The sequence below is a fragment of the Actinomyces sp. HMSC065F12 genome (genome assembly GCF_001814535.1).
GTDB classification, from domain to species: Bacteria; Actinomycetota; Actinomycetes; order Actinomycetales; family Actinomycetaceae; genus Pauljensenia; species Pauljensenia radingae_A.
The window spans coordinates 68,220-94,864 of record NZ_KV816946.1 but is presented as its reverse complement, the minus strand read 5'-3'; the positions used below and the strand labels follow the sequence as shown (position 1 = coordinate 94,864).

Here is a 26,645-nt window from a genome sequence, read left to right as displayed (position 1 = left end):
ATGCACAGCGCGCTGGATCGCGCACAAGACCTCAGGCGCCGCCTCATCGTCACCGCGCCGCCCACACTGGTCGTTGCCACCGTTTCGATGTTCCACAGCCTGCATTTTCCGGGCTGGCAATGGATGGTGGCCATCCTGTCACTACCTGTCGTCACATGGGGCGCGTGGCCTTTCCACCGCTCAGCCATTCAGGGTCTGCGCCACGGCACCACAACAATGGACACACTGGTCTCCCTGGGCGTGACCGCTTCAACTGCGTGGAGCCTGTGGGCACTGCTGTGGGGCGGCGAATCCGCGATGCTCTATTTCGAGGGCGCCTGCGTGATCGTCCTGTTCCTGCTGATCGGGCGCTATGCGGAGGCGCGCACCAAGCATCGGGCCGGCGACGCGCTGCGCTCACTGCTCTCAATGGGCACCACCACAGCGCACCGCATTCTGCCTGACGGGACGCGCGAGGACGTCGACAGCACCGACCTGCAGGTCGGAGACATTTTCGAGGTTCGTCCCGGCGAATCCATCGCAACCGATGGACGCATCATCTCAGGCGAATCCGCCATTGACACGTCGATGCTGACCGGTGAGTCCGTTCCGCGCGATGTTGCTCCCGGTGACGATGTCGCAGGTGCCACGATCAACACGTGGGGCGCTCTGGAAGTGGAAGCCCGCCGAGTTGGATCCGACACCGCGTTGGCCAAGATCGGCCGCATGGTCAGCGAAGCTCAGGCCACGAAGGCACCGATCCAGCGCCTGGCCGACACGATCAGTTCGGTTTTCGTGCCGGTCGTGCTTGCGATTTCCGCGACAACACTGATCGGCTGGCTCATCTTCTCCGGTGACGTTCAGGCCGCGGCCACCGCCGCCGTTGCCGTGCTCGTGGTGGCTTGCCCGTGTGCGCTGGGACTGGCCACACCCACCGCCCTGCTGGTCGGCTCAGGGCGCGCCTCCCAGCTGGGCATCGTGATCCGCTCAGCTGAAATCCTCGAAGAAACCCGCAAGATTGACACAATTGTGCTGGACAAGACCGGCACGGTCACAACCGGCAACCTGGCCGTCGAACACGTCGAGTCAAGCGATCCCGACGTCACGCTCGCCCTCGCAGCCGGTATCGAGGCACGCTCTGAACACCCGATGGCGCGCTCAATTGTGCGCGCCACACAATCCCGCTCACTCACGCCCGTTGCGACTCGCCGCTTCGTCAACCATTCCGGCATGGGTGTCTCAGCTCTGATCGACGGCGGTTTGGCTCTGGTTGGCAGGCCCGAGTGGTTCACGGGGCTGGGTATCAGTATTCCCGAGGACATCGTGCACACTGCCCGATCTCGTTGCGCAACGCCCATCGTGGTGGCCAGCGTTCCAGGGTGGGATGAGTCGCCCTCGACAATCCGCGCCGACGAAAGCGACGCTGAGAGCCCGGTCCGTGTCGACATGGCGGTGGGCGGCATGACGTGCGCGTCGTGTGTGAATCGTGTGGAACGCAAGCTGGGCAAACTTGATGGAGTCGAGGCGCACGTCAACCTGGCGACCGAAAGCGCGTCGATTCTGCTCACCCGCGACCACGGTGACGATGAGTTGGTGCACGTTGTGGAAGCTGCCGGGTACCAGGCGCGTGTGCGCTCGCGCACCAGTGAGACTGCCGAGCCGTCTGCACCGAGTATGGGCCGCCAGCTGGACGCACCACTGACCGGGGCGCAGGTGCATGGTGTGATCGTATTGCGCGACCAGGTTAAGGACTCCTCTGCTGAGGCAATCAGCCTGCTGCGTGGCCTGGATATTGAGCCGATCCTGCTGACCGGCGACAATCAGGGTGCTGCTGACGTGGTAGCCGACCAGGTCGGCATTTCCCATGTGATCGCTGATGTGTTGCCGGATGACAAGCGCGATGTCGTGAAGCGCCTGCAGGATGAGGGACGCGTTGTGGCGATGGTGGGTGATGGCGTCAATGACGCTGCGGCGCTCGCTCAGGCGGGACATCGCGGGCTGGGTATGGCGATGGGATCCGGAACGGATGTGGCGATCCAGGTTGCTGACATCACGCTGGTGTCCTCGGATCTGCGCGCAGCCGCCACCGCAATCGACCTGTCACGGCGGACACTGCGCGTCATCCGGCAGAACCTGGTGTGGGCGTTCGGCTATAACGTGGCTGCCATTCCGCTGGCTGTCGCAGGACTGCTCAACCCGATGATCGCAGCCGGCGCGATGGCGTTGTCATCGGTGTGCGTGGTGACTAATTCTCTTCGTCTGCGTCGGATGCACGCCCTGGGGTCTCGTCAGCCCGATGCGGATACGGGTCACCCAGCTTAAACGCGCGGCTCTCGGAGCGCCTCAAAGGCGAACGCGTCAGCACGCGTGGCCCGCGTTCAGTCAGCGCCACCAGCGTATCGATCAGCTGCTGTGGTTTGTTGAGTTCACCGAGGGTGCGATCTCCACCCAAGTGGACGAATGCGCACGGCAGCTCCACCATGGTGAACCCCTGCATCAGCAGGTCGATGGTCATGGCGGGTTCCAGCCCGTACCCGTTGGCGAAAGGCATGATGGCTGTCAGCGCTTCGCGCGTGATGCAGCGATTTTCGGACATGGGCGATTCAGGTGCCCACCCTGTTGCGCGCCGGATGGCTCGACGCGCTATCCGTGCGGCGGGCAGGCGGCGACTGGATTTCTCACTGGCGCAGGCACAGTCCGCCATCCCGGTCATCACTGCTTCGACCAGCACGGCGGCTTCGACGGCTGATTCGCCCAGGTCGGATGAGAGGAAGAGCAGGAGGCGTGGTGGCCAGTCGGCGCGGTCACGCATCGCTGCGACTTTCACGCCTGTCTCCATCGCGGATGCGCGTCCACGCGGCACTGAGTGTCGAACAACGACGGCACCTGCCATTCGCGCGTGCGCGCCTGTTTCGTCAGTGGAGCCGTCATCGACGACTATGAGCAAATCGACTGCGGGAATGGCGCGGCAGGATCGGACTGTGGAGGCAATGTCATGAGCATCGTCGTGCGCCCAGATGATCGCGGCAACGCGTTGGGGTCCCGAATCGTTCACGCCCACAACTTTACTCCGACTTTGCCTCTCCTTGCAGGGCTAGCGAATGGTGACCTGCCGGGACACGAGCCCCTGTTTGGCTCGACGCTCATCATGTGTCAGAGCTTCGGTCGCATTGAGCGCGTCCTCAAGCTTGCTGATGAAGTTCTGCGCAGGCTTGGACACGTCATCAGAGCTGACTCCTTCTGCCAGCTCGAACACGGGGATGGCCAGCCCGCAGGCGCGGAAGGCGCCAACAAAGCGGGAACCCTCCCCCACGTGGGCATCTCCGGCCACCTGCATACGTGCCAGCGCGGTAAAGAGCTTGTTTTCGTCCTCGTCGGTCACGTAGCGCACGAAGTTGCGGTTCATTTCGCACCAATACATGCCGGGCGCTCCCGGGACTTCCTGCGTGGGGATCAGTTCGTTGCGTGTCTGCTCCATCGTGGAGCGGATGTCCTCGGACATTTCTTCGGTCGGGTCGAACCAGAATGAGAAATCGTCGCACAGTTCCATTGGCTCGGCGCTTTCCAGCAGTTCCTGCAGCCTGGGTGCGGGGTCACGCACGTCAAAGGCAACGATACCTTCGTCTTTCGCGTCGAGGGCGGCTTGCAACGCGCCACCCACATCGTGAGACAGGTCGCCGGAATGGAAGCGTGTCTGCATGCCCACCATGATTCGCCCGTCGCCGCGCACCATGGCTCCCTGCCCGTCTGGCAGCAGTGAGACGATGTCGAATTCAACGCCGTCCTTCGTGCGGGCGTTCATGCGTGCACATGGAATGATTTCCCTCATGGCAACCAGGTCGCTTTCGCATGAGAGCCCTTCAAAGGGTCGTTCCACGAAGCGGATCGGCGGACGGTACGTGCTGCGTCCGGGTTGTACTTTTTTACGACGGCTTGCTTTACCCATACGCACAACAATACTGGCTAACAGTGTGCGAGCGCATGTGCCATTGCATCGTGTTCCGCTCTGGTCACCGTGAGTTTCCACTTGGCTTTCACCGCGATCTGCCGCGTCACGTATTCGCAGCGGAAACTGCGGTCAGGTGGCAGCCACTGATCAGCTGAAGCAGCCACCTTGTCCTGGTTGGCCTGTCCGTCAACTGCCAGCAGGTTGTCCGGGTCGTTGGCGAAGGCCTGCCTGCGGGCTGTGTCCCATTGCCAGGCTCCCGATCTCCATGCGTCGGCAAGCGCCACGACATGATCGATCTGCACCAGTGTCGACGTGTCCTGGCCGCGCTGGAATTCGATGACCTTGCCCGTGTAGGGCTCCGCCAGCGTTCCACTGAGCACCACACAGTCTCGGGTATGCGGCTTAAATGTGGGTCGCGCGAGGTCACGGGCCAGAATGTCGTTACGAGTGTCGCACCCGTTGTGGTCCTCATCGGCCCACTTCTGACCAAACTGGTCCCGGTTGTAGTCAGGGGCGCCCTCGTCACTGCGTACGATCAGTGCGCGCAGCTGGTCACCGGCGGGACCGGCGGGAGCTTCGACTCGTGGGGCGGGTATGAACAGCCACAACACCCACGCCAGCAGCACAATGACTGCCAGCGCGATGATGAAATCGCCGATGCTGATTCGCCCACGCACCTACTCATTATGAGCATCACGTCGGCATCTGCCCGACTTATCCACAGGGCTAGCGCCGCGCCAGCTTTTCGCGGATCCAGTAGATCCCCATGATGATCAGCATCAAGCCGAGCATCGAGATTAACTGCGGGCGCGCAGAGGGGCTCAGAGCCATCAGCACACCCATCACAGCCAGGCCAGCCAGAGCCAGATACCCCGTCCACGGCCAGCCGGGCATGCGGATCGGCAGATCATGATTTTCGCGCAGAAGCGGACGCAGACGAATCTGCGAAATGATGATGAAGACCCACGCAATGAGCAGCACCATGCCGATCGCGTTGATCAGGATCCCCAGGATCGCTTCCGGCAACCACCAGTTCAGACCGACTGACACCAGGGCGAGGATGACTGACAGGCTGACGGCTCGGCGCGGGGTTCGCCCTCGTGCAATATCACCGACTGCAGTTTCTTCCGCCATGACAGCCTCAAGATCACGTTTCGAATCGCCGGTCACGACATGGGCGAGGGCGTCCGGCGAATCCGATGCGGTTGCCGACCCGCCCAGCAGCCACGGTGAGCCCATACCTCGGGCACACAGTGAGTAGGCCATGCGCGACGACGAGTAGACGTTGGCTGAGAAAGCGCTGACGAGGGCCACGAACACGATGATTTCCATGATGCGGCCGACAGCTGGGATACCCGCCATGTTCAGCACCGTTGCGAACGGGTTGAGCACCATGTCAGGCGAGTTCCACGGCAGCAGGCAGATCAGCAGAATCACTGATCCGACGTAGAACACCAGGATGCGCCACAGTACTGAGCGAATCGCCTTGCTCATGGCGCGCTGAGGGTCTTCCGCTTCGGCAGCCGCAATCGTCACGATTTCAATGCCGCCGAACGATGTGATGATGGCGAGCAGGCCGGTTGCGATGCCCGCCATGCCCAACGGTGCGAACCCACCGTTGCCAAGGACGGTTTCCATCACCGGGGCGGTCTTGCCGGGAATGAAGCCGATCAGCAAACCGACGCCGATCAGCAGGAACATAATGATGGCTGCGACTTTGATTCCGGCCAGCCACGCTTCGACCTCACCGAAGTCACCGGCTGCCAGCAGGTTCACGCCGCCCAACACCACCACAATGACGAGGGCGACGACCCACTGCGGCACTGCCGGGAACCACTGCACGAAGATCTGTGCGGCACCGGTGATTTCCATGCCGAGCACCATGATCAGCATGAACCAGTACATCCAGCCGACCGTGAACCCGGCCCACCGTCCGATGCCGGCTTCAGCATATGTGGAGAACGACCCGGTCGACGGCAGCGCGGCGGACAGTTCCGCCAGCGAGTACATCACAGTGATCGCGATGAGCGCTGCAATCAGGTACGACACAAGAACGGCCGGTCCGGCCGATGCGATGGCCTGCCCGGTCCCCAGAAAGAACCCAGCACCGATCGCTGAGCCAAGAGCAATCATTGACAGGTGGCGCGTTTTGAACCGGCGCGGTTTTCTGGTTTCAGTCATAGTCATGATTCTCACACTTTCCGTTCGTGCGCTGTCATGCGCGCTCAAGTGGTGAGATCAGCGACGGGTCGTTATTCTTCACCGACCCGACTTCCCGGCCCACGCGGCGCGGCAACAGGTGCGGCTCGGGAACAGCGCCAATCAGTGAGCGCACCTCATCCGGACGGTCTAGGTGCGGGTCGAGCCACGCGCCCCACAATTCCTTGGGCACGATCAGCGGCGTGCGGTCATGAATAGTGCCGAGGGCGTCCGGCGCGCTGCGTGTCAGGATCGCGCATGTCCAGCTGTCACAGATGCCTGCAAAGGCCATGAGGGGGTCGCCCTCGTCGGCGGACAGAAACCAGGGCTGCTTGCCTTGCCATTCGTAGTATCCGTTCGCGGGAACGAGGCAGCGGTGGTGCCGGACGGGCCCGCGGAAGGAAGGTTTTTCCGTGACTGTTTCAGCACGTGCGTTGATCATGGGGCGAAAACCGGGTTTGGCCCAACTTGGCACAAGCCCCCATGTCGCATCGGTCATCACGCGGACAAGGCGGTCGGCGTAGTGCTCCATGATGACGCGGATTGGCTGAGTGGGCGCAATGTTGTAGGACGGAACGGTAAGCCCCAGCAGCTGGTCGAGTTCGAAGAGGTCCTGCATGTCGTCGTCGTTACCGAACAGGACGAACCGTCCGCACATTATTGCTCCTTATCGAGTTCTTCACGGATCTGGTTGAGCGCGTCGGTCGCTGCCTGAGCTGCAGCTTCAGCGGTCACAGCGGCGGTTTCCACGCGGTTACGGCCCCACAGGTGTGCAAGTGACCATTCCGAGTTGCGCGGCAGCTGCCAGGAGCGCTGGAAAGCAAGGAATGTGAATGCTGACCCGACTATGATTGCGGTCGCCATTCCGATGGTGTCGAGGTGCCAGTTCCAGAAGGCCACCATGATCGCGGAGGACACCAGTGCAGGCGTGGCGTACAGGTTGTTTCCTCCGAACACCATCGGCGTGTTTCCCGCTGCGATGTCCCGGATCATGCCGCCGCCGATTGCGGTGGTCATCCCGAGGATCAGTGCCGGCATGATGCCGAACCCTGCTTCGAGTGTTTTCGCGGCTCCGGTTGCTGCCCAGCAGCCCAGTACCGTCCCGTCAGCAAAGGCGAGGGCGATCTGCCAGCGCCGTGAATCAAACGTGAACATGTAGGCGATGATGGCTCCGACCAGCGCCGCTGCCAGGTAGAACGGATCGGTGAGTGCTGCCGGCGGGCCAACCTGCAGCATGACGTCACGCAGAATACCGCCGGCCAGCGCAGACATCACGGCGAGGACGCCGAATCCGACGATGTCGAACCTTTTCATGCGTGCCAGGCGGCCACCCAGAACGCCGTTGAGCACCACGCCGATCAGGTCGATGGCGCGAAAAATGTCGGGAAGCGCATCGTTGAGCGAATGGAGCACAGAAGTCACATCGTCGATTTTAAAGTGCTGTTGTACCGAACAACCAGCCCAGAGCGTATGTCACGGCGGCTGCTCCAAATCCGATTGCCAACTGTCTGAATGCGCGAGGCATGGGGTCCTGACCTGAAAGCACGCCCACCATTCCGCCGGTCATCAGCAGCGCAATTCCCACCAGCGCGGCGGCAATAATGACAGCGAGCAGGCCATCGGCTGCGAAAATATACGGAATCAGCGGGATGAACGCGCCAGCGGCAAAGAAGATGAAGGAGCTGATTGCGGCGCGCCACGGCGTCCCCACTTCTTCACCGGCACCGCCAGAATCGTTGCCACTCAGCGCTGTGCGCACAGCGATCGGTCCGGATTGACCTGATGGATGGGCGGCGAGTTGCTGGAAGACGCGGTGCGCGTGTTCGGCTGCATCTTCAGGCGTTTCGCCGCGAGCACGGAACACCAGCGCCAGTTCGTTCGCATCCACGTCGAGGGCGGGCACTGACTGGTGGGCCTGCGAGTCGGGCCGGGATGCGTCGAGCAGTTCACGCTGACTGGACACGCTGACCCATTCCCCTGCTGCCATTGACAGGGCACCGGCGAGCAGGCCGGAGATGCCGGTGACGAGGACAATCCTGGAGCTCACGCCGGTTGCCGCAATGCCCAGGATCAACGCCAGATTGGACACGAGGCCGTCGTTGGCACCGAACACTGCCGCGCGGAACGTGCCGGCCAGAGACTGGCGCGATCGTGCGGTCAGGCCTCGGATCACTTCGCCGTGGATGTGTTCGTCGGCTGCCATCTGCGCGGTCGCGTCGTCGTCCCGGTCGTACGCCGTGCGTTGTTCGGATCGTTGAGCCATCGCGAGAACGAAGATTGTTCCGAACATGCGTGCGAGGAATGCGCGTGCCCGGGCGCGAAACGAAGGCCTGGGTTCAGGGTAGGCATGAGGGCCAAGCAGGTCGAGCCAGTGTTTTTCGTGACGTTCTTCCGCGTCTGCCAGTGCGTTCAGCACCTGGCTGTCGCCGTCTTTTCGGCGAGCGGCGAGATGGCGGTAGGTCGCCTGTTCCATGCGCTCTTCAGCCAGGTACCTGCGCCACCGGCGTATCTGTTCGCGGGTCGGAGTGTGTTCAGACGTCACGGTGACTACAGTGGCACTCCCACCGCCGCGTTGTCCACGAGCGTCGTCGAAAGAGGACGTTCGGGCGTCCGGAATTATTCTTCTTCCACCTCGACGTCGACATATTCGTAGGTGCTGGTCGGTGTGCCGAAAAGGCGTTCCTTCACAGCATCGGCAACTTTGTCGGTTACACGTTCGCCGCCGGTGCGCACCGCTTCGGATACCCGCTGGCCGGCATTGTCGAGGGGACGCGACACGAAGGGCTGTTCACGAAGCTTGTGCGCTGCGGCTTTGATTTTCTCGTAGCGTTCACGTCCGGCTCGTGTTCCGAGGACGTACCCCACTCCCAGGCCGAGGGCGAGTCCAATTTTCATTCCCATTGACGATCTCCTCTCGCGTCGACACCCAGTGTATTTTCCTTATGGCGAATTGTCTCACGCTTTTGCCACAGAACTGACAAAAATAGCTAGGTTGGAAGGTATGAGTGAGGTCTTGATTGAAACACCCCGCGGGCTCAGCCTGTCGGGTTCGTTCGTCAACCCTGTGGACAGCACTGACTGTGCCGTGCTGTTTTCTCACTCGTTCCTGTCCGATCGTCACTCCGGCGGGCACTTCGATCGCCTCGCCGGGCACTACCGCACGGCGGGGTATGCGACGCTGGCATTTGACTATTCGGGACATGGGCTGTCTGACGATGACATCATCACTCTTGACTCTCACGCGGAGGATCTGCGTGCCGCATCAGGCTGGCTGGCTGACCAGGGTTTCCATCGCCAACTGATCCACGCGCACTCCTACGGCGCCACCGTCGCCATGAACGCTGCTCCACCTGCAGCGACAACTATGGTGCTGTCCGGGGCGGTACTGGGTCCCGTGTCGTATGACTGGCAGGCTATTTTTTCTTCCGAGCAGCTTGATGAACTGGAGCGTCACGGCGTTACAACCATCCCTGACGATTCACCCGGCCCTCGCCAGAACTTCACGATTTCCAGGCAGACTCTGGTGGATCTGTCGCTGGTCGACACGAAAGCGACAGTGGATCACCTGACCATGCCGGTTCTGATCATTCACGATGCCGACGATGAGGAGATCGGCCTGGTGGAAATGACTGAGGAAGTCATGCCGGAGCTGCCGCTGGGAAGTTCCGTCCAGGTCATTCACGGCTCGCATTTCGGCGCAGGTGAAGATGCTCAAACGCTTGTGGATCTGTCGCTTGAGTGGTCACGCACGCACGTTCCGATTCGTCGATAGTCGGCAGGCCTATTCGCGCTGAGGTCGGCGGTGTCCGCGGTATCGACTCTTGCCGTGGGTGACGCTGTAGCGGTACCCCAGCGGAGATGTCCACTCGTATATTCCCGGTCGGTGCTGAGTCAGGTGCCAGCGTGAATGCGTCTTGGCGCGGTGCACGGTACGTGAGAGCGGACCGAGATTGCCGAGGTGGGTCTGGCCCTGTGGTCCGTGCGGATCATACGGAACGGTATGGTCAAGGTCGCATGCCGAGGAGCGCATCGTGGAGTACGGGAAGACTTCGACGGGCTCGCGAATATGCATCGCATGGCGCATCAAGGGCGGTGGGTCATGTCGGTCGACCGCACGGTTGCTGTTGAGGTCAAGGACGGGACGCACTGTGACGTGGCAGTGAGCCAGCAGGTCGGAAAGAGCCTGCGCCGGGATCGTGCCGCACCTGTCACCGTGTACCAGTCGCGGCGACGCAGCGTTGATATGCAGGTGAAGCGTGGCAGGCGGGCGGGTGCGATCAAGCGCCTTACCAGTGGCGCCTTCCAGGCGCGCAAGCGCATAGGCGGGCGTCGCCAGAATTCCCAGGGCGCGGGACTTGCGCTCGTCCAGAGATTCGTCGGGGTGTTCGCTCACGAGCGTGCGCGCCAAAGCGTTGACCGTTCCTTCCAGAAGCTGCGCGTCGGTCACGCTCAAGGTGGCATCGAGATACACCAGATCCGTCGAGCTCTCACGGTCGAAGGCGACTCGGCGGTGCGACTTCTTCAAGTCGAAGCATCGTTCGATGCGTTCGGTGTCAACCTCGGCAATCAGCTCGTTGATGTGCCGGATGGTGCGCTCTTTGCTCCACGTGCCGATGTCACCGATTCGGCGATCAACTTCCTTGCACACGTCCAGCGACAAACTGGTGGTGCGCATCGTGATAGCGCGCGCTTTCCACACGGGCACGTCCAGATCCAGTATGCGCTGCCACAGGCGCGGCATGCGGAAACGCAGGTCAAGCAGGTCTGAAATAAGGTTCAGCGCCACGTGCGGGGAGCACCCCAGAGCAGCTGCCACCTCCAGGTGAGCGAACTCGGCAATCAGGGGTGTACCCGCGCCACTGCGAATGACACGCTCTTCATCTGCAGGAGCTGCGCGGCTGACAGCCAGGACAGCGTCGACGACAAGGCGGGCACGATCAGCTTCGGCCTGTTTCCAGCGCGTATCCGCCTCACGCAGGGCATCGATGCGAGCTATGGCATCGTCCTGCGCGAGCTGCAGAACACTTACTTCGTCGAACATGTGTTCTATTGTGGCAGCACCCACTGGCATCTGCGTTCCACACACAGCCAACAACCATCCTGATTTAAGTGATGTACGTCACATTGTCGACCGGCGTCACGACCCCACCACTACCCGTTACCAGCTACCAGCGATCGACCACGCGAATATCGCGCTCCTCCAGTGCTTCCAGCCATTGTGAGTCAACGACGAGCCGCGCCTCCCACTGCCGCTTGGCATCATCAACACCGGGATGCACAAACACTTCACTGACTCCGACAGGCACATCATCCAGCATCGCAATATAACTGTCCCGCAGCTGCTCGTAGCTGGCGAGGTCTTGATACGGCGTCGTATTGGTGAGCATCACGTCCGGCAGAGCCACTCCCAGGCGGTCTGCTGCTGCCACGGCTTGCGCATGAAGGGCACGCATGGGCGAGTCGCCCTCGGCAAAAAACTGTGTGGGGAAGGTGCGCGGCATGCGGAAAGCCAACGAAAAGTGGGTGCAGAATTCGAGCGCGGCGGGGAGCGCCTCGGGCGTATACAGTGCGCCGCAATGCGAATCAAGCCGTATGACGTCCATCCCGCAGTCAGTCAAGCGCGAATGCTGTTCGCGCAGCTCATCGGCGATCTCACCTCCGGTTGCTTCGTGATGCAGGCCGACGCTGCTCAGTCCGGCGTCTCGCAGCATGTTCAGCTGCGCGGGCAGGTCGTCAGAATTGGCGAGGGCGGTCACGGCACTGACACGGCCGCTGGCGACAAGGTCGCACACGATGCGCGAGGACGCGGGGTTCATGCCAAAGTCATCAGCGGTAATGACGATGCGACGCTCGGCACTCATGCTTCGTCGGCTTCCGGAAGGCGAATGAAGCGCGAGATCAGCGTGCCGATCAGCATGATTACCAGCGGATAGATGGCCATGTAGACGCGCCACGCCATCGCCGGGTCAGGGCCGGGCACCTCCCCGGAACGATATCCGAAGAACCAGCCCAGCGACAGCAACGCAATGGAGGTCGGGATCGCATTGAGACGGCCGAGCACGCCGAATGCCGACAGGAAGATCCCTTCGCGATGGATGCCAGTCTTGCGGGCATCCTCGTCAAGAACGCGGGCGAAGATCAGGTCGTTGGTGGCGAGCATACCGGACCAGCCGAACGCCACGCAGATTCCGCACAGGATGCCGGTGATGAGGTTGTGGGCAAAGAACAGTGGCACAAAGGTCAGTGCGCATACCGGCAGGGCCAGGCGCCATGTCCACGCCGCGCCGCGTCTGCGCACGATCGAGGTCCAGATGGCGAGTGATCCCAGTGACGTGAAGATGACGACACCTTGCATGATGGTGGCTTCCAACGCGCCGCCACCCAGCGCGTAGTCCACGTAGAACTGCAGACCACCCATGAGCATCGCCATCGACGCGCCATACAGTGCTGAGACCACGCCGATCGTCCAGAAGTAGCGGTTGGTGACGATGTCGCGGATGGATCGCAGGAACGTCGGGCGTTTTTCTTCGACGTCGCCGTGGCGTTCGTGGATCCCCAGCGCCATGAAGATGATGACTGCAGCGGCGATAACACCGTAGATGACGGCGAGGCGCTCGTATCCCACGGTCGGATCAGCACACGCTGCATCCCTGACGTCACATCCCAGGATGTTGCGGGCCAGCAGTGGGGTAAGGCCGAGGGAGAAGATCATGGCGACCAACTGGAATCCCTGTCGCAGCGAATTGGCGAGGGCGCGTCGCTTTTCCTGCGGGAACAGTTCCGGCAGCAGCGACCCGTAGGCCGCGTTGATCATGGAATCGGCCGCTTCGGACAAGATGGCGAACGTGGCGAACCAGGCGACCAGCGATGTTGTCTTCGCCGCGACGACGGCGTCAGGCACCCAGAACAGTGCGATCATGCCGATCAGCAGCACCAGTGCGCCGACGATGAGGTAGGGACGGCGCCTGCCCCAACGGGAGCGCGTGCGGTCGGAGAAATAGCCGAAGATCGGGTTATCGATGGCGTCAATAATCCCGTAGACCGTGTAGACGGCGGCGTAGATGGCAGCATCCATACCGAGGACCGACACGTAGAAATACAGCATCGACCCTTTGATGACATTGATCGGAATCGATGTGCCAAACATGCCGATGGCGAAACGCCACGGCGGCGTCTGTCGACGCTCAGGTGAGATGGCGGTCACAGCAGCATCGTAGCACGCCTCATTATGCATACATTTTACGTTTGAGGATGATTCATGATCCATTCCCTCTTCAAATACATCAATAATGATGGATAATAGAGAGGAACACATCACAATTCGAGCCAAAGGAGCCTCATGTTCGATGAAAGTTCACGCACCCGCCGCCAGGTGTCACGCGTACTGCGCGACTGGCTCACCCCGGGTGTCACGATCGAACGAGCAGATCTGACCCTTACCGCATGGGAAGTGCCCGACGAACCCGTCCCCTTCGACGAGGCAGTCACACAGGAATACTCCGACATCAGCCTGCCCTACGCATGGTCGCACCCCTGGGGCACGACATGGTTCCACGTCAGCGGGCGCGTACCGCAGGAATGGGACCCTGCATCCGACCAGCGCCGCCACGAAATCATCGTTGACCTGGGATTTTCCGACGCCGGCCCCGGTTTCCAGGCAGAAGGCGCAGCATATCGGCCAGACGGCACGATGATTAAGGCGCTCGAACCACTCAACCGTTACATTCCGATCGAGGCAGCGCCCGGTGAAGAATTCGAGCTCTACATCGAAGCGGCCGCCAACCCGAATGTCATCGAAGGTGACTGGGTGACACCACCGACGATGGGCTCGAAAGAAACAGCCGGCACAGAGTCGATCTACACAATGACTACGTGCGAACTGCGCGCCATCGACACCACGGTTGAAGCACTCCAGGCTGACCTGACCGTGCTGAACGACCTCGTGACCGTCGTCGACTCACCCAGGCGCGAACAGATCATCCGCGGACTTGACCGCGCGTTGGACGCCCTCGACTATGACGATCTTTCGGGCAGCGCACACGAGGCGAGGCAGATGCTCAGCGATGTTTTGAGCGCTCCGGCCTCCGCGTCAGCGACCACCGCATACGCGATCGGACATGCGCATATCGATTCGGCATGGCTGTGGCCGCTGCGAGAGACGCGACGCAAAGTAGCGCGCACGTGGTCGAATGTCCTGCACCTGATGGACGTCGACCCCGACGTCATGTTCGCCGCCTCCTCAGCCCAGCAGTATCAGTGGCTGCGTGACGAGCACCCTGACGTGTTCGAGCGCCTGCGTCAGCGCGTTGCCGAAGGCAGGTGGGTAGTCGTCGGAGGCCAGTGGATCGAATCCGACCCGTACATGATCGGCGGGGAGGCAATGGTTCGACAGTTCCTGGAAGGCCAGCGATTCTTCCAGCGCGAATTCGGCGTCATGCCCGAACACGTGTGGCTGCCGGACTCCTTCGGATACTCGGCAGCACTGCCGACCATCGCACGGCACATGGGTATGAAATGGATGCTCACGCAGAAGCTGTCGTGGAATGAGACGAACACGTTCCCGCATCACACACTGTGGTGGGAAGGAATCGACGGGTCGCGTATCTTCACGCACTTTCCACCCGTTGACACCTACAACTCGACGCTCAGCCCGACCGACCTGCATCACGCTGAAAGCACATTCCGCGACAGCGGCGGAGCATCCAGGACGCTGGTGCCGTTCGGCTACGGTGACGGTGGCGGCGGCCCGACCAGGGAAATGCTGGCCAACGCGCACAGGCAAAAAGACCTGGAAGGCTCCCCGCGCGTGCGCATCGCCTCACCGACCGACTTTTTTGCCGACGCGCAGACCGAATATCCCGATGCGCCGACGTGGGTGGGCGAACTGTACCTGGAGAACCATCGCGGCGTGCTCACCTCGCAGGCGCGCACCAAGCGTGGGAACCGACGCTGCGAGCATCTGCTGCGCGAGGCCGAATACTGGTGGACGCAGGCAGCGGTGCGCACCGGTGCCGACTACCCCTACGATGAGCTGCACGAGATCTGGCAGGAAGTCCTCCTGCTGCAATTCCATGACATCCTGCCCGGATCCTCAATCGCGTGGGTCCACCGCGAAGCTGAAGAAACCTTCGAGCGCCTCATGGAGCGCCTCAACACCCTGATCAATGACGCGCTCAGCATTGTTGCCGGCAACGGTGAGACCCCGCTCACCGCGAACGCCTCGTCCGCCGAGCAGCGTGGCGTGGGTGCCGGAGTGATCGCACATGTCAGCGCGCAGGCTCCCTCGTCCATCACCATTGACGAGGGCGACGACGGCTGGCAGATCTCGAACGGCGTGCTGAACGTACATGTCACGCGGGACGGTTTGATTGACTCGTTGGTGGATGCGCGCCGTAATCGTGAGGTTGTGCCGGCAGGACAGGTGCTCGGCAGACTCAACGCGTACCGCGACATTCCGGTGGACTGGGATGCGTGGAATATCGACGGTGATTACCGTCGCCACCCGAACCCGATTGACTCGGTGGACGCTCTGGATGTGCGTGAAGAAGACGGTGCTGCCGTCGTGACGTGTGAGCGGTCCTGGGGCACGTCGACGTTCGTTCAGACGATGCGCATCGCGCCCGATTCTGCGACGGTTGATTTCACGACTGAAGTCGAGTGGCATGAGCGCCGGCGGATGCTCAAACTGGAGTTGCCGGTGGACGTGTTGACCACAACCGCCCAATCCGAAATTCAGTGCGGACATATCACGCGCCCCATTCACGAGAACACGTCGTGGGAGCACGCGCGCTTTGAAACTGTGGGACTGCGGTGGGTGCGCGTGGCAGAAGATGATTTCGGCGTGGCCGTGGCCAACGACCGCACCTATGGGCACTCGTTCGTACGCATGCGCAGCGACGAGGGCAGGCCGTTCGTACAGATCGGTGAGTCACTGCTGCGCGCGCCGATGGCTCCGGATCCGGATGCCGATCAGGGCCACCACGTCCTGCGCACCTCCCTGACCGTCGGAGCTGAGATTGACGATGCGATCGCGCAAGGACAGCGCATGAACCTGCCGGTGCGCGAAGTGCGAGGCGACCATGACGTGCCGGCACTGGTGACACTGGACAGCGGGCATGCCCTGATTGAGGCAGTCAAGCTGGCTGATGACGAATCCGGTGACGTGATCGTTCGCTTCCATGAAACAAGAGGCGGGCGCACCACGGCGCGATTCAGTGTCGATATTCCCCACCTCGCGTCAATTCACCTGGTGGATGGACTGGAGCGCGAGTGCGAGGACGAGGCTGACCTTCGCGCCGATGAAAGCGGCTTCGACGTTGATCTCAAGCCATTCGAACTGGTGACAGTTCGTATGCATCGCAACTAACTAGGAGTAGAAAATGAGAAAGAAGTATGCGGCAACCGCAATCCTGTGCAGTGCAGCGCTGTTGGGGATGGCTGCATGTTCCGGTGGAAGTCAATCTGGACAAAGTGGTTCAGCTGGAAATGGCGATCCCAACACACTGACCATCGCGTATCAGAAGACTGCTGCCTTCCACCAGCTTGAAAACATGCTGGAAAAAGCGAAGACCGAATTTGAAGCGTCCCATGAGGGCATTACTGTCAACATGCAGCCTATTGAGGCTGATCAAGATCAGTACTTCACCAAGCTCGCGTTGATGAACGGCTCGCCTTCGACCGCACCTGATGTCATCTATGAGGACACATTCCAGGTCATGCCGGACGCTGAAGCGGGGTACCTGTACCCGATGGATGAGTTCCTCGATCAGTGGGAGGACTGGGATCAGTTCGACAAATCCGCGCAACAGGCCGGTGTCGCAACCGACGGAAAGACGTATGGAGTCTCCTTGGGAACAGATACACGCGCACTCTACTTCCACAAGGACGTCTTCAAAGAAGCCGGATTACCCGAGGACTGGCAGCCGAAGAACTGGAATGAGATTCTTGACGCGGCTAGGACGATTAAACAAAAAACTGACGCCATTCCGCTGGCGATTTACGGCGGCAAAGCTGCTGGTGAAGCATCAACCATGCAGGGCTTTGAAATGCTGCTGTACGGCACAGATGACACGCTGTATGACGAAGAGTCCCAAAAATGGATCACCGGGTCGAAAGGATTCCGCGATGCTCTGGGATTCTATAAGACAGTGACTGACGAAGAACTCGGATTGCCACTCGATATTGCGTTAGAATCTTCCGTTGGAGACAAGACATCGCATGAGCTCCTACCCGCAGGCAAGGTTGGTATCGTCATGGACGGTTCGTGGGTACCGGGAAGCTGGATCGAAGGCGAACAAGAGTGGGACGAGTGGGCCGATAAGATCGGCTTTGCGAAGATGCCGACTCAGAATGGTCAGAAACCAGGATTCACGTCCATGTCGGGTGGATGGCTCTTGTCCATCGGCGCGTCGACCGCCAACCCGCAGGCAGCGTTCGACTTCATTTCCATCGCCACAAATATGGAAAACTCCAAGCTCTATGACACCACCGAGTCTCAAATTGCCGTGCGCCGGGATGTTCAGGAAGACCCAGAGTATTTGAACTACAACGAGTCTTTCGAGTTCTTCTCCGGTCTGGTGCAGTACACGCATTTCAGGCCGGCAACACCGGACTACTCCCAGATTTCTTCGAATATCCAAGTGGCAACCGAGTCGATGGTCACCGGCGAAGCCACTCCGGAGCAAGCTGCTGAGCAGTACGACCAAACATTGATCGGCATCGTCGGAGAAGAAAACACACAGGCAGCTCAATGAGTACTGGTCATTTAGAACGTGAGACTGTCCGGGCAGGCGCATCGTTGGGACAAACCCGATCGACTGCCCGGCGTCTCGCCGAGTTCGGCGCGCTGGCACCGGCACTGCTGCTGATGGCAGTTTTTCTGGCCGGACCAATCGCCTATTCACTGTACGGATCCCTGACAAACCAAGCCATGACGGGAATTCGCGCGGCTGAGCCACAGTTCGTGGGACTGGATAACTACAAGGCTCTTCTGGGCGCGCCTGAATTCTGGAAGTCAGTGCTGCTGACAGTCGTATTCGTCCTTGCCTCCGCAGTTATCGGCCAGAACGTCCTGGGCATGTCGCTTGCACTGCTGATGCGACGCGTCCCCAGATGGGTGGCGACATGTGTGGGCACCATTGTCATTATCGCGTGGGTTCTGCCTGAAATTGTCGCCGCGTTTGCCTTGTACGCATTCTTCCAGAAAGACGGAATGCTCAACTCCTTCCTGGAGATGATCGGCCTCCATGGCCCCTCGTGGCTCATTGGCTTCCCGATGCTGTCGGTCATCATCGCCAACATCTGGCGCGGAACAGCTTTTTCCATGATGGTGTATGCGGCAGCTCTTTCGAACGTGCCAGCTGATGTGCAGGAAGCCGCCATGATCGACGGGGCAGGCGGATGGCAGAGACTGATCCACGTGACAATACCGATTATCAAGGGATCGATTTCAACCAACCTTCTGCTCACCACGTTGCAGACTCTAGGTGTCTTCACACTGATCTGGGTCATGACAGGTGGCGGGCCCGGGACCCAGTCATCAACTCTTCCTGTTCTGGCGTTCCAGCGCGCATTCAAGTTCTCCCAGGTCGGATACGGCACCGCAATCGCCACCGTGACCCTGATCCTCGGTGCCCTGTTTGCGCTGGTCTACATCAAGGTCCTCAAACCGGAGGTGGACTGACATGGCGCCCTCTGTTGCACAACCGAAACAATCCTCAACAAAACTGTGGGCGTCGGTCGCCCTGCTGGTCGTCAGCATCGCGTTCCTGGTGCCTCTGGCCTGGCTGCTGGTGTCCGCAGTGCATCCATCTCCAGGAGTGTCACTCTCCATCCCGTCGTCAGTGACAATGGAGCATTTTTCTGAAGTAGCCGACTGGGATCTCACGTTCCGTCCGCTGCTCAATTCCATGATCCTGTCACTGGGCACGGCACTGCTGACCGTGGCCGCCGGAGCGCTTGCCGCATACCCGCTGTCACGCTACAAGTCGCGATTCAAGCGCTCCCTCATGTACACCATCCTGTTCGGCACCTGCCTGCCGATCACCGCAATGATGGTGCCGGTGTATTCACTGTTCGTCCGGATGGATCTGCTGGATTCTCACGGTGCCATCATCTTGTTCATGGCGGCAACGTCACTGCCGATGGCCGTGTGGATGCTAAAGAACTTCATGGACGCTGTGCCTGTGTCACTGGAGGAGGCAGCCTGGGTTGACGGATCATCTGCGATGGGCACGTTGTGGCGAATCGTTCTGCCGCTCATGCGTCCCGGACTGGTCGTTGTGTTCATCTTCGTGTTCACCATGACATGGGGGAACTTCTTCGTTCCCTTCGTGCTGATATTCGATTCAGCCAAGCAGCCCGCAGCCGTCGCAATCTTCAACTTTTTCGGAGCATACGGCACCGTTGCCTACGGGAAACTTGCAGCATTCTCACTGATGTATGCAGCCCCCGTGCTGGCACTGTATGCCATCTCCCAGAAAGTCTCGGGCGGCTCATTCGCAATGGCTGGAGCAGTCAAAGGCTAATCGACATAGACTGGGCCGGTGCCCCGACGACCACGTAAACATTCAGCGTTCAAGCCGTTCACACCTGAACAGCTTGCGCAGCGCGTCGCCGCCATTCCGGTGATCACATACCCGGATTTGCCGGTAAGCGACAGGCGCGACGAGATCGCCGCTGCGATTCGGGATCACCAGGTTGTCGTGGTGGCCGGGGAAACCGGCTCAGGCAAGACGACCCAGCTCCCGAAGATCTGTCTGCAGCTGGGGCGCGGTGTGACCGGCATGATCGGACACACTCAGCCCCGACGCCTCGCCGCACACACTGTTGCTGAACGTATCGCCCACGAACTGGGGCAGAAAGTGGGGCGCGAAGCCGGCCAGGTTGTGGGCTACCAGGTTCGTTTCACTGACGAGGTCGGCCCGACGACGCTGGTGAAACTCATGACGGACGGCATTTTGCTGGCTGAGATCCAGTCGGATCCACTGCTGCGCCGTTACGACACTCTGATTATCGACGAAGCTCATGAGCGTTCCCTCAACATCGATTTCATCCTGGGGTACCTCTCCCGCCTGCTTCCTGCGCGCCCTGATCTGAAGGTCATCATCACCTCCGCCACGATCGATTCGCAGCGCTTTGCCCGTCACTTCGGTACACCGGAGGACCCCGCACCTGTCATCGAGGTGACCGGACGTACCTACCCGGTCGACATACGCTACGAACCGCTTTTTGACGACGAGGGTGACCACATCGACCAGGATGAAGGTATCTGCCGCGCTGTCGACGAGCTGCGTACGGAAGGCCCCGGCGACATTTTGGTGTTCCTGCCCGGTGAGCGCGACATTCGTGACACGCAGCAGGCGCTGGCTGACCATCTAGGAAGCATTTCTGACATTGACATCCTGCCGCTGTATGCGCGGCTCACATCGGCCGAACAGCACCGAATCTTTGAACGTCATTCGCGTCGCAGAATTGTCCTGGCCACGAACGTTGCCGAAACGTCACTGACTGTGCCGGGGATCCGATACGTCATCGACCCGGGTCTGGCGCGCATTTCCCGCTACTCGAACCGCACGAAGGTGCAGCGCCTGCCCATCGAACCGATCTCGCAGGCTTCAGCGAACCAGCGGGCAGGACGCTGTGGTCGCGTCGCCAACGGCGTGGCGATCAGGCTGTATTCCGAGGATGACTTCGACGCGCGCCCCGAGTACACCGAGCCGGAGATTCTGCGTACCTCACTTGCCAGCGTCATCTTGCAGATGGTGTCACTGGGGTTGGGTGACGTGCAGCGCTTCCCGTTCATCGACCCTCCCGCGCAGCGTGCCGTTCGGGATGGCCTGCAGCTTCTGGTGGAAATCGGGGCACTGACCGCTGACCACGGGCTGACGGCGATCGGCCGCTCCCTGGCGCATTTGCCGATCGATCCGCGGCTGGGCCGCATTCTCATTGAAGGTGACCGTAACGGATGCGGCTCCGATGTCCTTGTCATCGTGGCGGCCCTGTCGATCCAGGATGTCCGCGAGCGCCCTCTGGACTTTCAGCAGGCTGCCGACCAGGCGCATGCGCGCTTCGTGGATCCGCATTCAGATTTCATCACCTACCTGAACATCTGGCGCTACCTCAACGTGCAGTCACGTGACCTGTCCGGCTCCGCTTTCCGCCGCATGTGCCGCGCAGAGTTTCTGCACTATCTGCGTTTTCGTGAATGGCGTGACGTGGTCGGGCAGTTGCGGGACATGGCGCGCCCCCTCGGCCTGGATACTCACCGCATCGGCATTCCCAGCCCGAAAGAAGTGGCGTTTGCTGCCAACAGTGGCGGAATCGCAAACGCCGCTGCGCGCGCAGCCGTTGCCTACACGCGTTCAACGTCCTCACCTGATGCTGACGAAATCCACCGCTCGCTTCTGGTTGGCTTACTGTCAAACCTGGGCAACTGGGATCCGGCGAAGAAGGAGTATGCGGGCACTCGCGGCACACGATTCACCATCTGGCCCGGCTCCGGCCTGACCCGCAGCCACCCCGAATGGGTGATGACGGCGGAGCTGGTCGAAACTTCGCGCCTGTTCGCCCGCACGGTGGCGCGCATCAAACCCGAGTGGATCGAGCCTCTGGCCGGCCCTCTGCTCACCCGCGTCTATTCCGAACCATACTGGTCATCAGGCAAGGGCGCTGCGATGATCCACCAGAAAACCATGCTGTACGGGTTGACGCTGGAAGCTGACCGTACGGTCCTGCTCGGCAGGCTCGACATCACGATGGACGAGGGTGGCCCACGCCGTTCCCGAGTAGCGCGTCCGGGAACACTGGCTGGTATTGCGCAGGGTCTGCGCGGCCATGAGGGGCCAAGCGTGTTCGCTGACGCACTGTCGGACGCCCTGGGAGAAACGACCGTTGAGGAGGACTCCCCCGTCAGCGTGGAAGAGGTTGAGCCGCTGACTGCACGCCAGTTGGCGCGCGAAATGTTTATCCGCCATGCGCTGGTGCGTGGCGAATGGCGTGAGCACCACCGTTTCATGGCACAGAATCGTGACCTGCTGGAGCAGGCTCATGAGGTGGAGCAGCGTTCACGCACGAGCGGACTCGTTGCAGGCGAAGACTCCCTCGTCAATTTCTTTGACGACCTGCTGCCTGAGGGCATCATCTCTGCCCGCCACTTTGACCGGTGGTGGGCCAAAAAGCGCCGCTCGAAGCCTGACCTGCTGACGTACCCGCCACAGCTGCTGTTGCCGCGCGGCTCGGGAACGGATGCCGACGCATTTCCTGACACGTGGAACGAGGGCGACCTGGAGTTTCCCCTGTCCTACGAGTTTCACCCCGGTGCCGCCCGTGACGGCGTGACGGCGACGATTCGTGTAGAAGAGCTTCCGCGCGTGACGGGACGCGGCATGGACTGGCTGGTGCCTGGGTTGCTGGACGAACTGGTGATTGAGACGATCCGTGCACTGCCTAAAGCGAAACGGCGTCTGCTGGCTCCGGCTCCGGAAGTGGGAGTGGATGTGGCTCAATGGATTCGTTCACGCATCGGCGGGGACGATGAAGTCGTGAGCGTTGAAGTGGACGAGCCTGAGGATCCTCGTTCCCTGAACGCCGCGATGGATCGCCTGGCCGAGTGGGGGGCGACCAGCGGATCAGTCAGGCGCAACAGGACGGCATCTGCGCAGTTGCAGCCAGAGCCAGACCATGCCCCGGTCGTGAAGCGCTCGGCCGGCATTGATCCCGATCCCGCCAGGCGTCCGCCTTTTGAGGAGGTGTTCGCTGATGCGGTGCGTCAGATTCGTGGCGTTGACCTGGGTGCAAAGGATCTGGCTCATGCGCGTGAGAATGTTCCCTCCCATGTTGTGATGACGCTGCGAGTAGTGGATCAGGATGGTCGTGAGCTGGGTTCGGGTCCGTCATTGACGTACCTGCAGCGCACGTTGGCACGCACAGCCGACGATGCCGTGCGCACCGCTGTTCGCGGGGCTGTGGCCGAAGCGTTTGCACGGGCGGCTGCACCCTCGCCTGCGCTGACACCGGAACCTGTCACGGAGTTTCCCGACGATGTGCCCTGGTCGGTGGAGCCAGATGCGACGCAGGTGGCATTGCGCGGTTTCCCGGCGCTTGTTTCTGACAAAGATGAGGTGCGTCTGCAGATCGTGGCGAATCCCGATGAGGCGAACCGTCTGCACCGCGTGGGGGTGGCGAGGCTATTGGTGCGCGAAGTTCAGCTGGCGACTGCGCGGGTAACGACCCGGTGGAGTGGCCGGCAGGCAATGATGCTGGCTGCCTCCCCGTATGAGTCGACGCAGGCGCTGGTTTCTGACGCGCAGTGGGCCTCCGCGTTGAGCCTGGTGGACCAGCTTTCCGGTGATGACGGGCCGGCAGCGATCCGCAGCCGCACCCGTTTCGACAGCCTGGTTGCGCAGGCCCGCGACCGGCATGAAGACCGTGTTTACGAGATCCTTCAGCATGTGATCCGCACGCTTGAGGCTTCCAGCGAGGTGGCGGACAGTGTGCGTACTCATCAGCACGCGTCACTGAATGAAGTTCGCCAGGAGGTGCGTGATACGACTGAGGCGCTGGTCTTCCCCGGTTTCATTTCAGCCACACCGTTTGAGGTTCTGCCTCACCTGGCCAGGTATGTGCGTGCCGGTGCCGTGCGCCTTGACCGTGCGGCGCGAGGGCGACCCATGCTCGATCAGGACGCGCAGAATGCGCACGTGATCGGTGATGTTGAAGACGCCATTGAGCAGGCGCAACACGCATTGGATGAGCATCCGTTCAATGCGAAGCGGGCGCGCACGATCAGCGAGGCGCGCTGGTTGCTCGAAGAGCTGCGCGTCTCACTGTTCGCTCAGCAGCTGGGCACTCCGCGGAAAGTTTCAGCCAAGAGGATCTACTCCCTGCTCAGGCACTGACTGGCCATACGTGCGCCAGGCGCACTGATCCGCGTGACTGCTCGACCGACACTGTGATGCTGGCCAGTTCGACCGGATCGAACGAAATGATGCGCTGGTAGCCCACTGAGTTCGCGCCGCCTAGATCGACGATGGAGCCATCTGGCCGGGTTCCACGCACCGAGACTCGATCGATGCGCTGGCCTTCAGCGATGGCTTCACGGATAATGACGGCGCTAACAGTCGTGGACCGGTCGAAGCTGATGGTCAGCGTGGGCGCTGAGTCTCCCTCGTCCGGCTGCCAGTACGGGGCGGTCAGCAGGGCGGGAATGAGGGGGTCGTACGAGTCATCGAACGGGGTGCCCGCCTGGGCGGTGAGCGTGTCAGGCACGGTTGACGTGGACGCGTCCACGGTGACGGTGCTGATGCGGCGCGCGTAGAAGTCGCGCACCAAATCTCCCAGCCCCTTCAACGAATCGATGTCGGGTTGGGCCAGGACGCCCTTGCGGGTGGGTGGCACGTTGAGCAGCAGCGAGCAGTTCCCGCCGACGCTGCCGCGCCAGATGGCGAACAGTTCATCAGGGGTGCGCACGTGCTCATCTTCGGCGGCGTGGTGGAACCATCCGGTTCGGATCGACGTGTCCACTTCGGCCGGGTACCACACGAGCGGCCCGTCGTAATTGGCGAGGGCGGCTCGCGATCCGAGGTCCTCGTCGGTGGATTTCACTTCGCGTGAGAATGTGCCGTCATCTGCTTTTTGAGAGTGTTCCTGTGTGCGTTCGGCGGACTGGAGTTCTGCTGGAAGGACGCTCCATTCTGCCGGCCTGGCAACGCCGGCCTCGTTCCCGCACCAGCGCACATCGGGTCCGCAGATGTTGATGACTGCTTCGGGCTGCAGGGCGCGGATCAGGGTGAAATATCGTTCCCAGTCGTAGTACTGGACCTTGCCGTTCTCTCCTTCACCGTTGGCGCCGTCGAACCAGACGGAGAAGATCGGGCCGTAGTTGGTGAGCAGCTCGGTGAGCTGGTTGATGAAGAAGTCGTCGTAGGCGACGCCTTGCCCGTAGGTGGCTTCGGTGCGATCCCACGGGGACAGGTAGACGCCGAATTTGAGGCCGAAGCGGCGGGCTGATTCGCTGGCTTGTGCGACGATGTCACCCTGGTAGGGGCTGGAGGCGACGCTGTGGTCAGTGTAGGCGCTGGGCCATAGGCAGAAACCGTCGTGGTGTTTGCAGGTGAGGATCACGCCTGTCATTCCGGCGTCCTTGAGGGCGCGCATCCACTGATCGGTGTCAACGTTGCCGGGGGTGAAGAGTGCAGGATCTTCGTGCCCCTCGCCCCATTCGCGGTCTGTCATCGTGTTCATGCCGAAGTGGATGAAGGCGTACATTTCCATCTCCTGCCAGCGGAGCTGACGGAATGATGGTCGAACATTGGACAGATAATTCAGTGCGTCACCCGCATGCATGATGGAAAGTCCTTTTCTTTGTATCTGACAGCAGCGATTAAATGTTACATAACACTCACTAACTTGTGATAGTTTGGCACCCTTTCTGATGTAGATTGTTATGAGGTTCTTTTCCGGCCAGCTGACAGTAAATGTCAATGACCCGGAGACTTGGATTCTGACGAATTGAGGATGCCGATGTTGTCACGCTATTTGGCGGAGCACCCTCACATCCTTTCTTTCAACTCAAAGAGGATCAACTATGTCAACGACAAATAGGCGAAAGCGCAGGTCAGCCGAGCTTCAGCGCAATCGAAGCATCTTCGGTATTGCGTGCGCACTCCCGACGGCCATCCTGTTCACTGTCTTCATCGTCGTTCCGACGATCAACATTTTCAGAATGTCACTCTACAAATGGAGCGGTTTTTCTGGTGTTCCCGAATTCGTTGGGCTGAACAACTTCAAGATTTTGTTGGGTGACATGAATTTCGTCCACTCGCTACAAAACACCCTTCTACTACTTGTTGTCGTGACATGTATCACGATGCCCGTTGCCGTGATCTTTGCTGCAATGCTGATTCAAACGAAGATTCTCGGAGCAAATCTGCTCCGCTTCGTGATGTATATTCCGTCGATTCTATCGGCAGTTGTCATCGCAGCAATGTTCTCCGTCATTTACGACCAGGCTGATACTGGCCTAGTAAACGGTACCTTGCACATCCTGCGTCTTGACTGGCTTAAGCAAGTCTGGCTCGGCGACCACAAGATCGTCATTTTCTCAATCGCATTCGCAATGGTATGGCAGTCCTTTGGCTACTACATGGTGATGTATATGGCGTCCATGACTGGCATCGATAAGAGCCTGTACGAGGCAGCATCATTGGACGGAGCCGGCCAGATCCGCACCCTGGTGAGCGTGACGGTGCCACTGATCTGGAGCAACATCCGAACGACATTGATTTTCTTCATCCTAGGGTCGGTCAATCTGAGTTTCGTCCTTGTTAAGGCAATGACTGACGGCGGTCCAGATAACGCATCCCAAGTCATTCTGGGATACATGTACGACCAGGCCTATACAAACTCCTCATACGGTTACGGCATGGCGATCGGAGTAGTGATCTTCCTGTTTAGCTTCATCTTGTCATTGATCGTCAGCCGCGCGACCAAACGCGAACCAATTGAGCTGTGAGGGAAG

General features: G+C 60.6%; 20 protein-coding genes. 8 read left to right on the top strand and 12 right to left on the bottom strand.

Annotated features, from left to right (window positions below; genetic code table 11):
- Complete coding sequence (locus tag HMPREF2975_RS02205) at positions 1-2,301, top strand: heavy metal translocating P-type ATPase (RefSeq protein ID WP_070725491.1); 2,301 nt, start codon at positions 1-3, stop codon at positions 2,299-2,301.
- Here HMPREF2975_RS02205 and HMPREF2975_RS02200 read toward each other — a convergent pair.
- From HMPREF2975_RS02200 to HMPREF2975_RS02165, 8 genes are all read right to left on the bottom strand, one after another.
- Positions 2,225-3,034, bottom strand: coding sequence for a glycosyltransferase family 2 protein (locus HMPREF2975_RS02200; RefSeq protein ID WP_227469128.1), 810 nt, complete (start codon positions 3,032-3,034; stop codon positions 2,225-2,227). The genes HMPREF2975_RS02205 and HMPREF2975_RS02200 overlap by 77 nt on opposite strands.
- A gap of 39 nt (positions 3,035-3,073) precedes the next feature.
- Positions 3,074-3,925, bottom strand: a complete 852-nt coding sequence (locus tag HMPREF2975_RS02195) for a DUF5926 family protein (protein ID WP_070725487.1) — start codon at positions 3,923-3,925, stop codon at positions 3,074-3,076.
- Between the two features lie 17 nt (positions 3,926-3,942).
- On the bottom strand, positions 3,943-4,605 hold the full coding sequence (locus HMPREF2975_RS02190; protein ID WP_070725485.1) for an HNH endonuclease family protein: 663 nt from the start codon (positions 4,603-4,605) through the stop codon (positions 3,943-3,945).
- A gap of 49 nt (positions 4,606-4,654) precedes the next feature.
- On the bottom strand, positions 4,655-6,109 hold the full coding sequence (locus HMPREF2975_RS02185) for an amino acid permease (protein ID WP_227469126.1): 1,455 nt from the start codon (positions 6,107-6,109) through the stop codon (positions 4,655-4,657).
- 34 nt (positions 6,110-6,143) lie between these two features.
- On the bottom strand, positions 6,144-6,785 hold the full coding sequence (locus HMPREF2975_RS02180) for an SOS response-associated peptidase (protein WP_070725482.1): 642 nt from the start codon (positions 6,783-6,785) through the stop codon (positions 6,144-6,146).
- Positions 6,785-7,540: a trimeric intracellular cation channel family protein gene (locus tag HMPREF2975_RS02175; RefSeq protein WP_070725480.1), complete on the bottom strand. Its 756-nt coding sequence runs from the start codon at positions 7,538-7,540 to the stop codon at positions 6,785-6,787. Before HMPREF2975_RS02175 ends, HMPREF2975_RS02180 begins: the two co-directional genes overlap by 1 nt.
- A gap of 19 nt (positions 7,541-7,559) precedes the next feature.
- On the bottom strand, positions 7,560-8,600 hold the full coding sequence (locus HMPREF2975_RS02170; protein WP_083314357.1) for a VIT1/CCC1 transporter family protein: 1,041 nt from the start codon (positions 8,598-8,600) through the stop codon (positions 7,560-7,562).
- A 143-nt stretch (positions 8,601-8,743) separates the two neighbouring features.
- Positions 8,744-9,028 carry a YtxH domain-containing protein gene (locus tag HMPREF2975_RS02165; RefSeq protein ID WP_058237509.1) on the bottom strand — a complete coding sequence of 95 codons (285 nt, stop codon included), beginning with the start codon at positions 9,026-9,028 and terminating at the stop codon, positions 8,744-8,746.
- 100 nt (positions 9,029-9,128) lie between these two features.
- Between HMPREF2975_RS02165 and HMPREF2975_RS02160 the strand changes: the two genes are divergently transcribed.
- Positions 9,129-9,899 (top strand): alpha/beta hydrolase, encoded by a 771-nt coding sequence (locus HMPREF2975_RS02160; protein ID WP_058237510.1) that lies wholly within the window; start codon positions 9,129-9,131, stop codon positions 9,897-9,899.
- Between the two features lie 9 nt (positions 9,900-9,908).
- Here the strand turns inward: HMPREF2975_RS02160 and HMPREF2975_RS02155 are convergent, their stop codons facing one another.
- The 3 genes from HMPREF2975_RS02155 to HMPREF2975_RS02145 all read right to left on the bottom strand — a co-directional run bounded on the left by HMPREF2975_RS02155 (position 9,909) and on the right by HMPREF2975_RS02145 (position 13,361).
- Positions 9,909-11,168, bottom strand: coding sequence for a hypothetical protein (locus HMPREF2975_RS02155; RefSeq protein ID WP_141757251.1), 1,260 nt, complete (start codon positions 11,166-11,168; stop codon positions 9,909-9,911).
- A gap of 124 nt (positions 11,169-11,292) precedes the next feature.
- Positions 11,293-11,988 carry a ChbG/HpnK family deacetylase gene (locus tag HMPREF2975_RS02150; protein ID WP_070725475.1) on the bottom strand — a complete coding sequence of 232 codons (696 nt, stop codon included), beginning with the start codon at positions 11,986-11,988 and terminating at the stop codon, positions 11,293-11,295.
- A complete protein-coding gene (locus HMPREF2975_RS02145; protein WP_083314356.1) occupies positions 11,985-13,361 on the bottom strand; it encodes an MFS transporter in 1,377 nt (458 codons plus the stop codon). The genes HMPREF2975_RS02150 and HMPREF2975_RS02145 overlap by 4 nt, the downstream gene beginning before the upstream one ends.
- A 105-nt stretch (positions 13,362-13,466) precedes the next feature.
- Here HMPREF2975_RS02145 and HMPREF2975_RS02140 point away from each other — a divergent pair, with 105 nt between their 5' ends.
- The 5 genes from HMPREF2975_RS02140 to hrpA are packed head-to-tail and all read left to right on the top strand — an operon-like array spanning position 13,467 to position 24,024.
- Positions 13,467-16,493: an alpha-mannosidase gene (locus tag HMPREF2975_RS02140; RefSeq protein ID WP_070725472.1), complete on the top strand. Its 3,027-nt coding sequence runs from the start codon at positions 13,467-13,469 to the stop codon at positions 16,491-16,493.
- Positions 16,494-16,506: 13 nt separating this feature from the next.
- The gene (locus tag HMPREF2975_RS02135; RefSeq protein ID WP_070725470.1) at positions 16,507-17,880 is read left to right on the top strand and encodes an extracellular solute-binding protein; all 1,374 of its coding nucleotides are present in this window, start codon (positions 16,507-16,509) and stop codon (positions 17,878-17,880) included.
- On the top strand, positions 17,877-18,809 hold the full coding sequence (locus HMPREF2975_RS02130; RefSeq protein ID WP_070725468.1) for a carbohydrate ABC transporter permease: 933 nt from the start codon (positions 17,877-17,879) through the stop codon (positions 18,807-18,809). Before HMPREF2975_RS02135 ends, HMPREF2975_RS02130 begins: the two co-directional genes overlap by 4 nt.
- Before the next feature lies 1 nt (position 18,810).
- Positions 18,811-19,653, top strand: a complete 843-nt coding sequence (locus HMPREF2975_RS02125; RefSeq protein WP_070725466.1) for a carbohydrate ABC transporter permease — start codon at positions 18,811-18,813, stop codon at positions 19,651-19,653.
- Between the two features lie 18 nt (positions 19,654-19,671).
- Positions 19,672-24,024 carry an ATP-dependent RNA helicase HrpA gene (gene hrpA, locus HMPREF2975_RS02120; RefSeq protein ID WP_083314352.1) on the top strand — a complete coding sequence of 1,451 codons (4,353 nt, stop codon included), beginning with the start codon at positions 19,672-19,674 and terminating at the stop codon, positions 24,022-24,024.
- On the opposite strand, the gene HMPREF2975_RS02115 is transcribed toward hrpA, so the two are convergent.
- Positions 24,014-25,471 (bottom strand): alpha-L-fucosidase, encoded by a 1,458-nt coding sequence (locus tag HMPREF2975_RS02115; protein WP_070725463.1) that lies wholly within the window; start codon positions 25,469-25,471, stop codon positions 24,014-24,016. The two genes, hrpA and HMPREF2975_RS02115, sit on opposite strands and share 11 nt — an antisense overlap.
- Positions 25,472-25,712: 241 nt before the next feature.
- Between HMPREF2975_RS02115 and HMPREF2975_RS02110 the strand changes: the two genes are divergently transcribed.
- Positions 25,713-26,639, top strand: a complete 927-nt coding sequence (locus HMPREF2975_RS02110) for a carbohydrate ABC transporter permease (protein WP_083314351.1) — start codon at positions 25,713-25,715, stop codon at positions 26,637-26,639.
- The last annotated feature ends 6 nt before the right edge of the window (positions 26,640-26,645 follow it).

Coding starts and splice junctions, on each gene's coding strand:
- HMPREF2975_RS02205 (WP_070725491.1), top strand. CDS start 1: ATGCACAGCGCGCTGGATCGCGCACAAGACCTCAGGCGCCGCCTCATC.
- HMPREF2975_RS02195 (WP_070725487.1), bottom strand. CDS start 3,925: ATGGGTAAAGCAAGCCGTCGTAAAAAAGTACAACCCGGACGCAGCACG.
- HMPREF2975_RS02185 (WP_227469126.1), bottom strand. CDS start 6,109: ATGACTGAAACCAGAAAACCGCGCCGGTTCAAAACGCGCCACCTGTCA.
- HMPREF2975_RS02180 (WP_070725482.1), bottom strand. CDS start 6,785: ATGTGCGGACGGTTCGTCCTGTTCGGTAACGACGACGACATGCAGGAC.
- HMPREF2975_RS02170 (WP_083314357.1), bottom strand. CDS start 8,600: ATGGAACAGGCGACCTACCGCCATCTCGCCGCTCGCCGAAAAGACGGC.
- HMPREF2975_RS02165 (WP_058237509.1), bottom strand. CDS start 9,028: ATGGGAATGAAAATTGGACTCGCCCTCGGCCTGGGAGTGGGGTACGTC.
- HMPREF2975_RS02160 (WP_058237510.1), top strand. CDS start 9,129: ATGAGTGAGGTCTTGATTGAAACACCCCGCGGGCTCAGCCTGTCGGGT.
- HMPREF2975_RS02155 (WP_141757251.1), bottom strand. CDS start 11,168: ATGTTCGACGAAGTAAGTGTTCTGCAGCTCGCGCAGGACGATGCCATA.
- HMPREF2975_RS02150 (WP_070725475.1), bottom strand. CDS start 11,988: ATGAGTGCCGAGCGTCGCATCGTCATTACCGCTGATGACTTTGGCATG.
- HMPREF2975_RS02145 (WP_083314356.1), bottom strand. CDS start 13,361: ATGCATAATGAGGCGTGCTACGATGCTGCTGTGACCGCCATCTCACCT.
- HMPREF2975_RS02140 (WP_070725472.1), top strand. CDS start 13,467: ATGTTCGATGAAAGTTCACGCACCCGCCGCCAGGTGTCACGCGTACTG.
- HMPREF2975_RS02135 (WP_070725470.1), top strand. CDS start 16,507: ATGAGAAAGAAGTATGCGGCAACCGCAATCCTGTGCAGTGCAGCGCTG.
- HMPREF2975_RS02130 (WP_070725468.1), top strand. CDS start 17,877: ATGAGTACTGGTCATTTAGAACGTGAGACTGTCCGGGCAGGCGCATCG.
- HMPREF2975_RS02125 (WP_070725466.1), top strand. CDS start 18,811: ATGGCGCCCTCTGTTGCACAACCGAAACAATCCTCAACAAAACTGTGG.
- HMPREF2975_RS02115 (WP_070725463.1), bottom strand. CDS start 25,471: ATGCATGCGGGTGACGCACTGAATTATCTGTCCAATGTTCGACCATCA.
- HMPREF2975_RS02110 (WP_083314351.1), top strand. CDS start 25,713: ATGTCAACGACAAATAGGCGAAAGCGCAGGTCAGCCGAGCTTCAGCGC.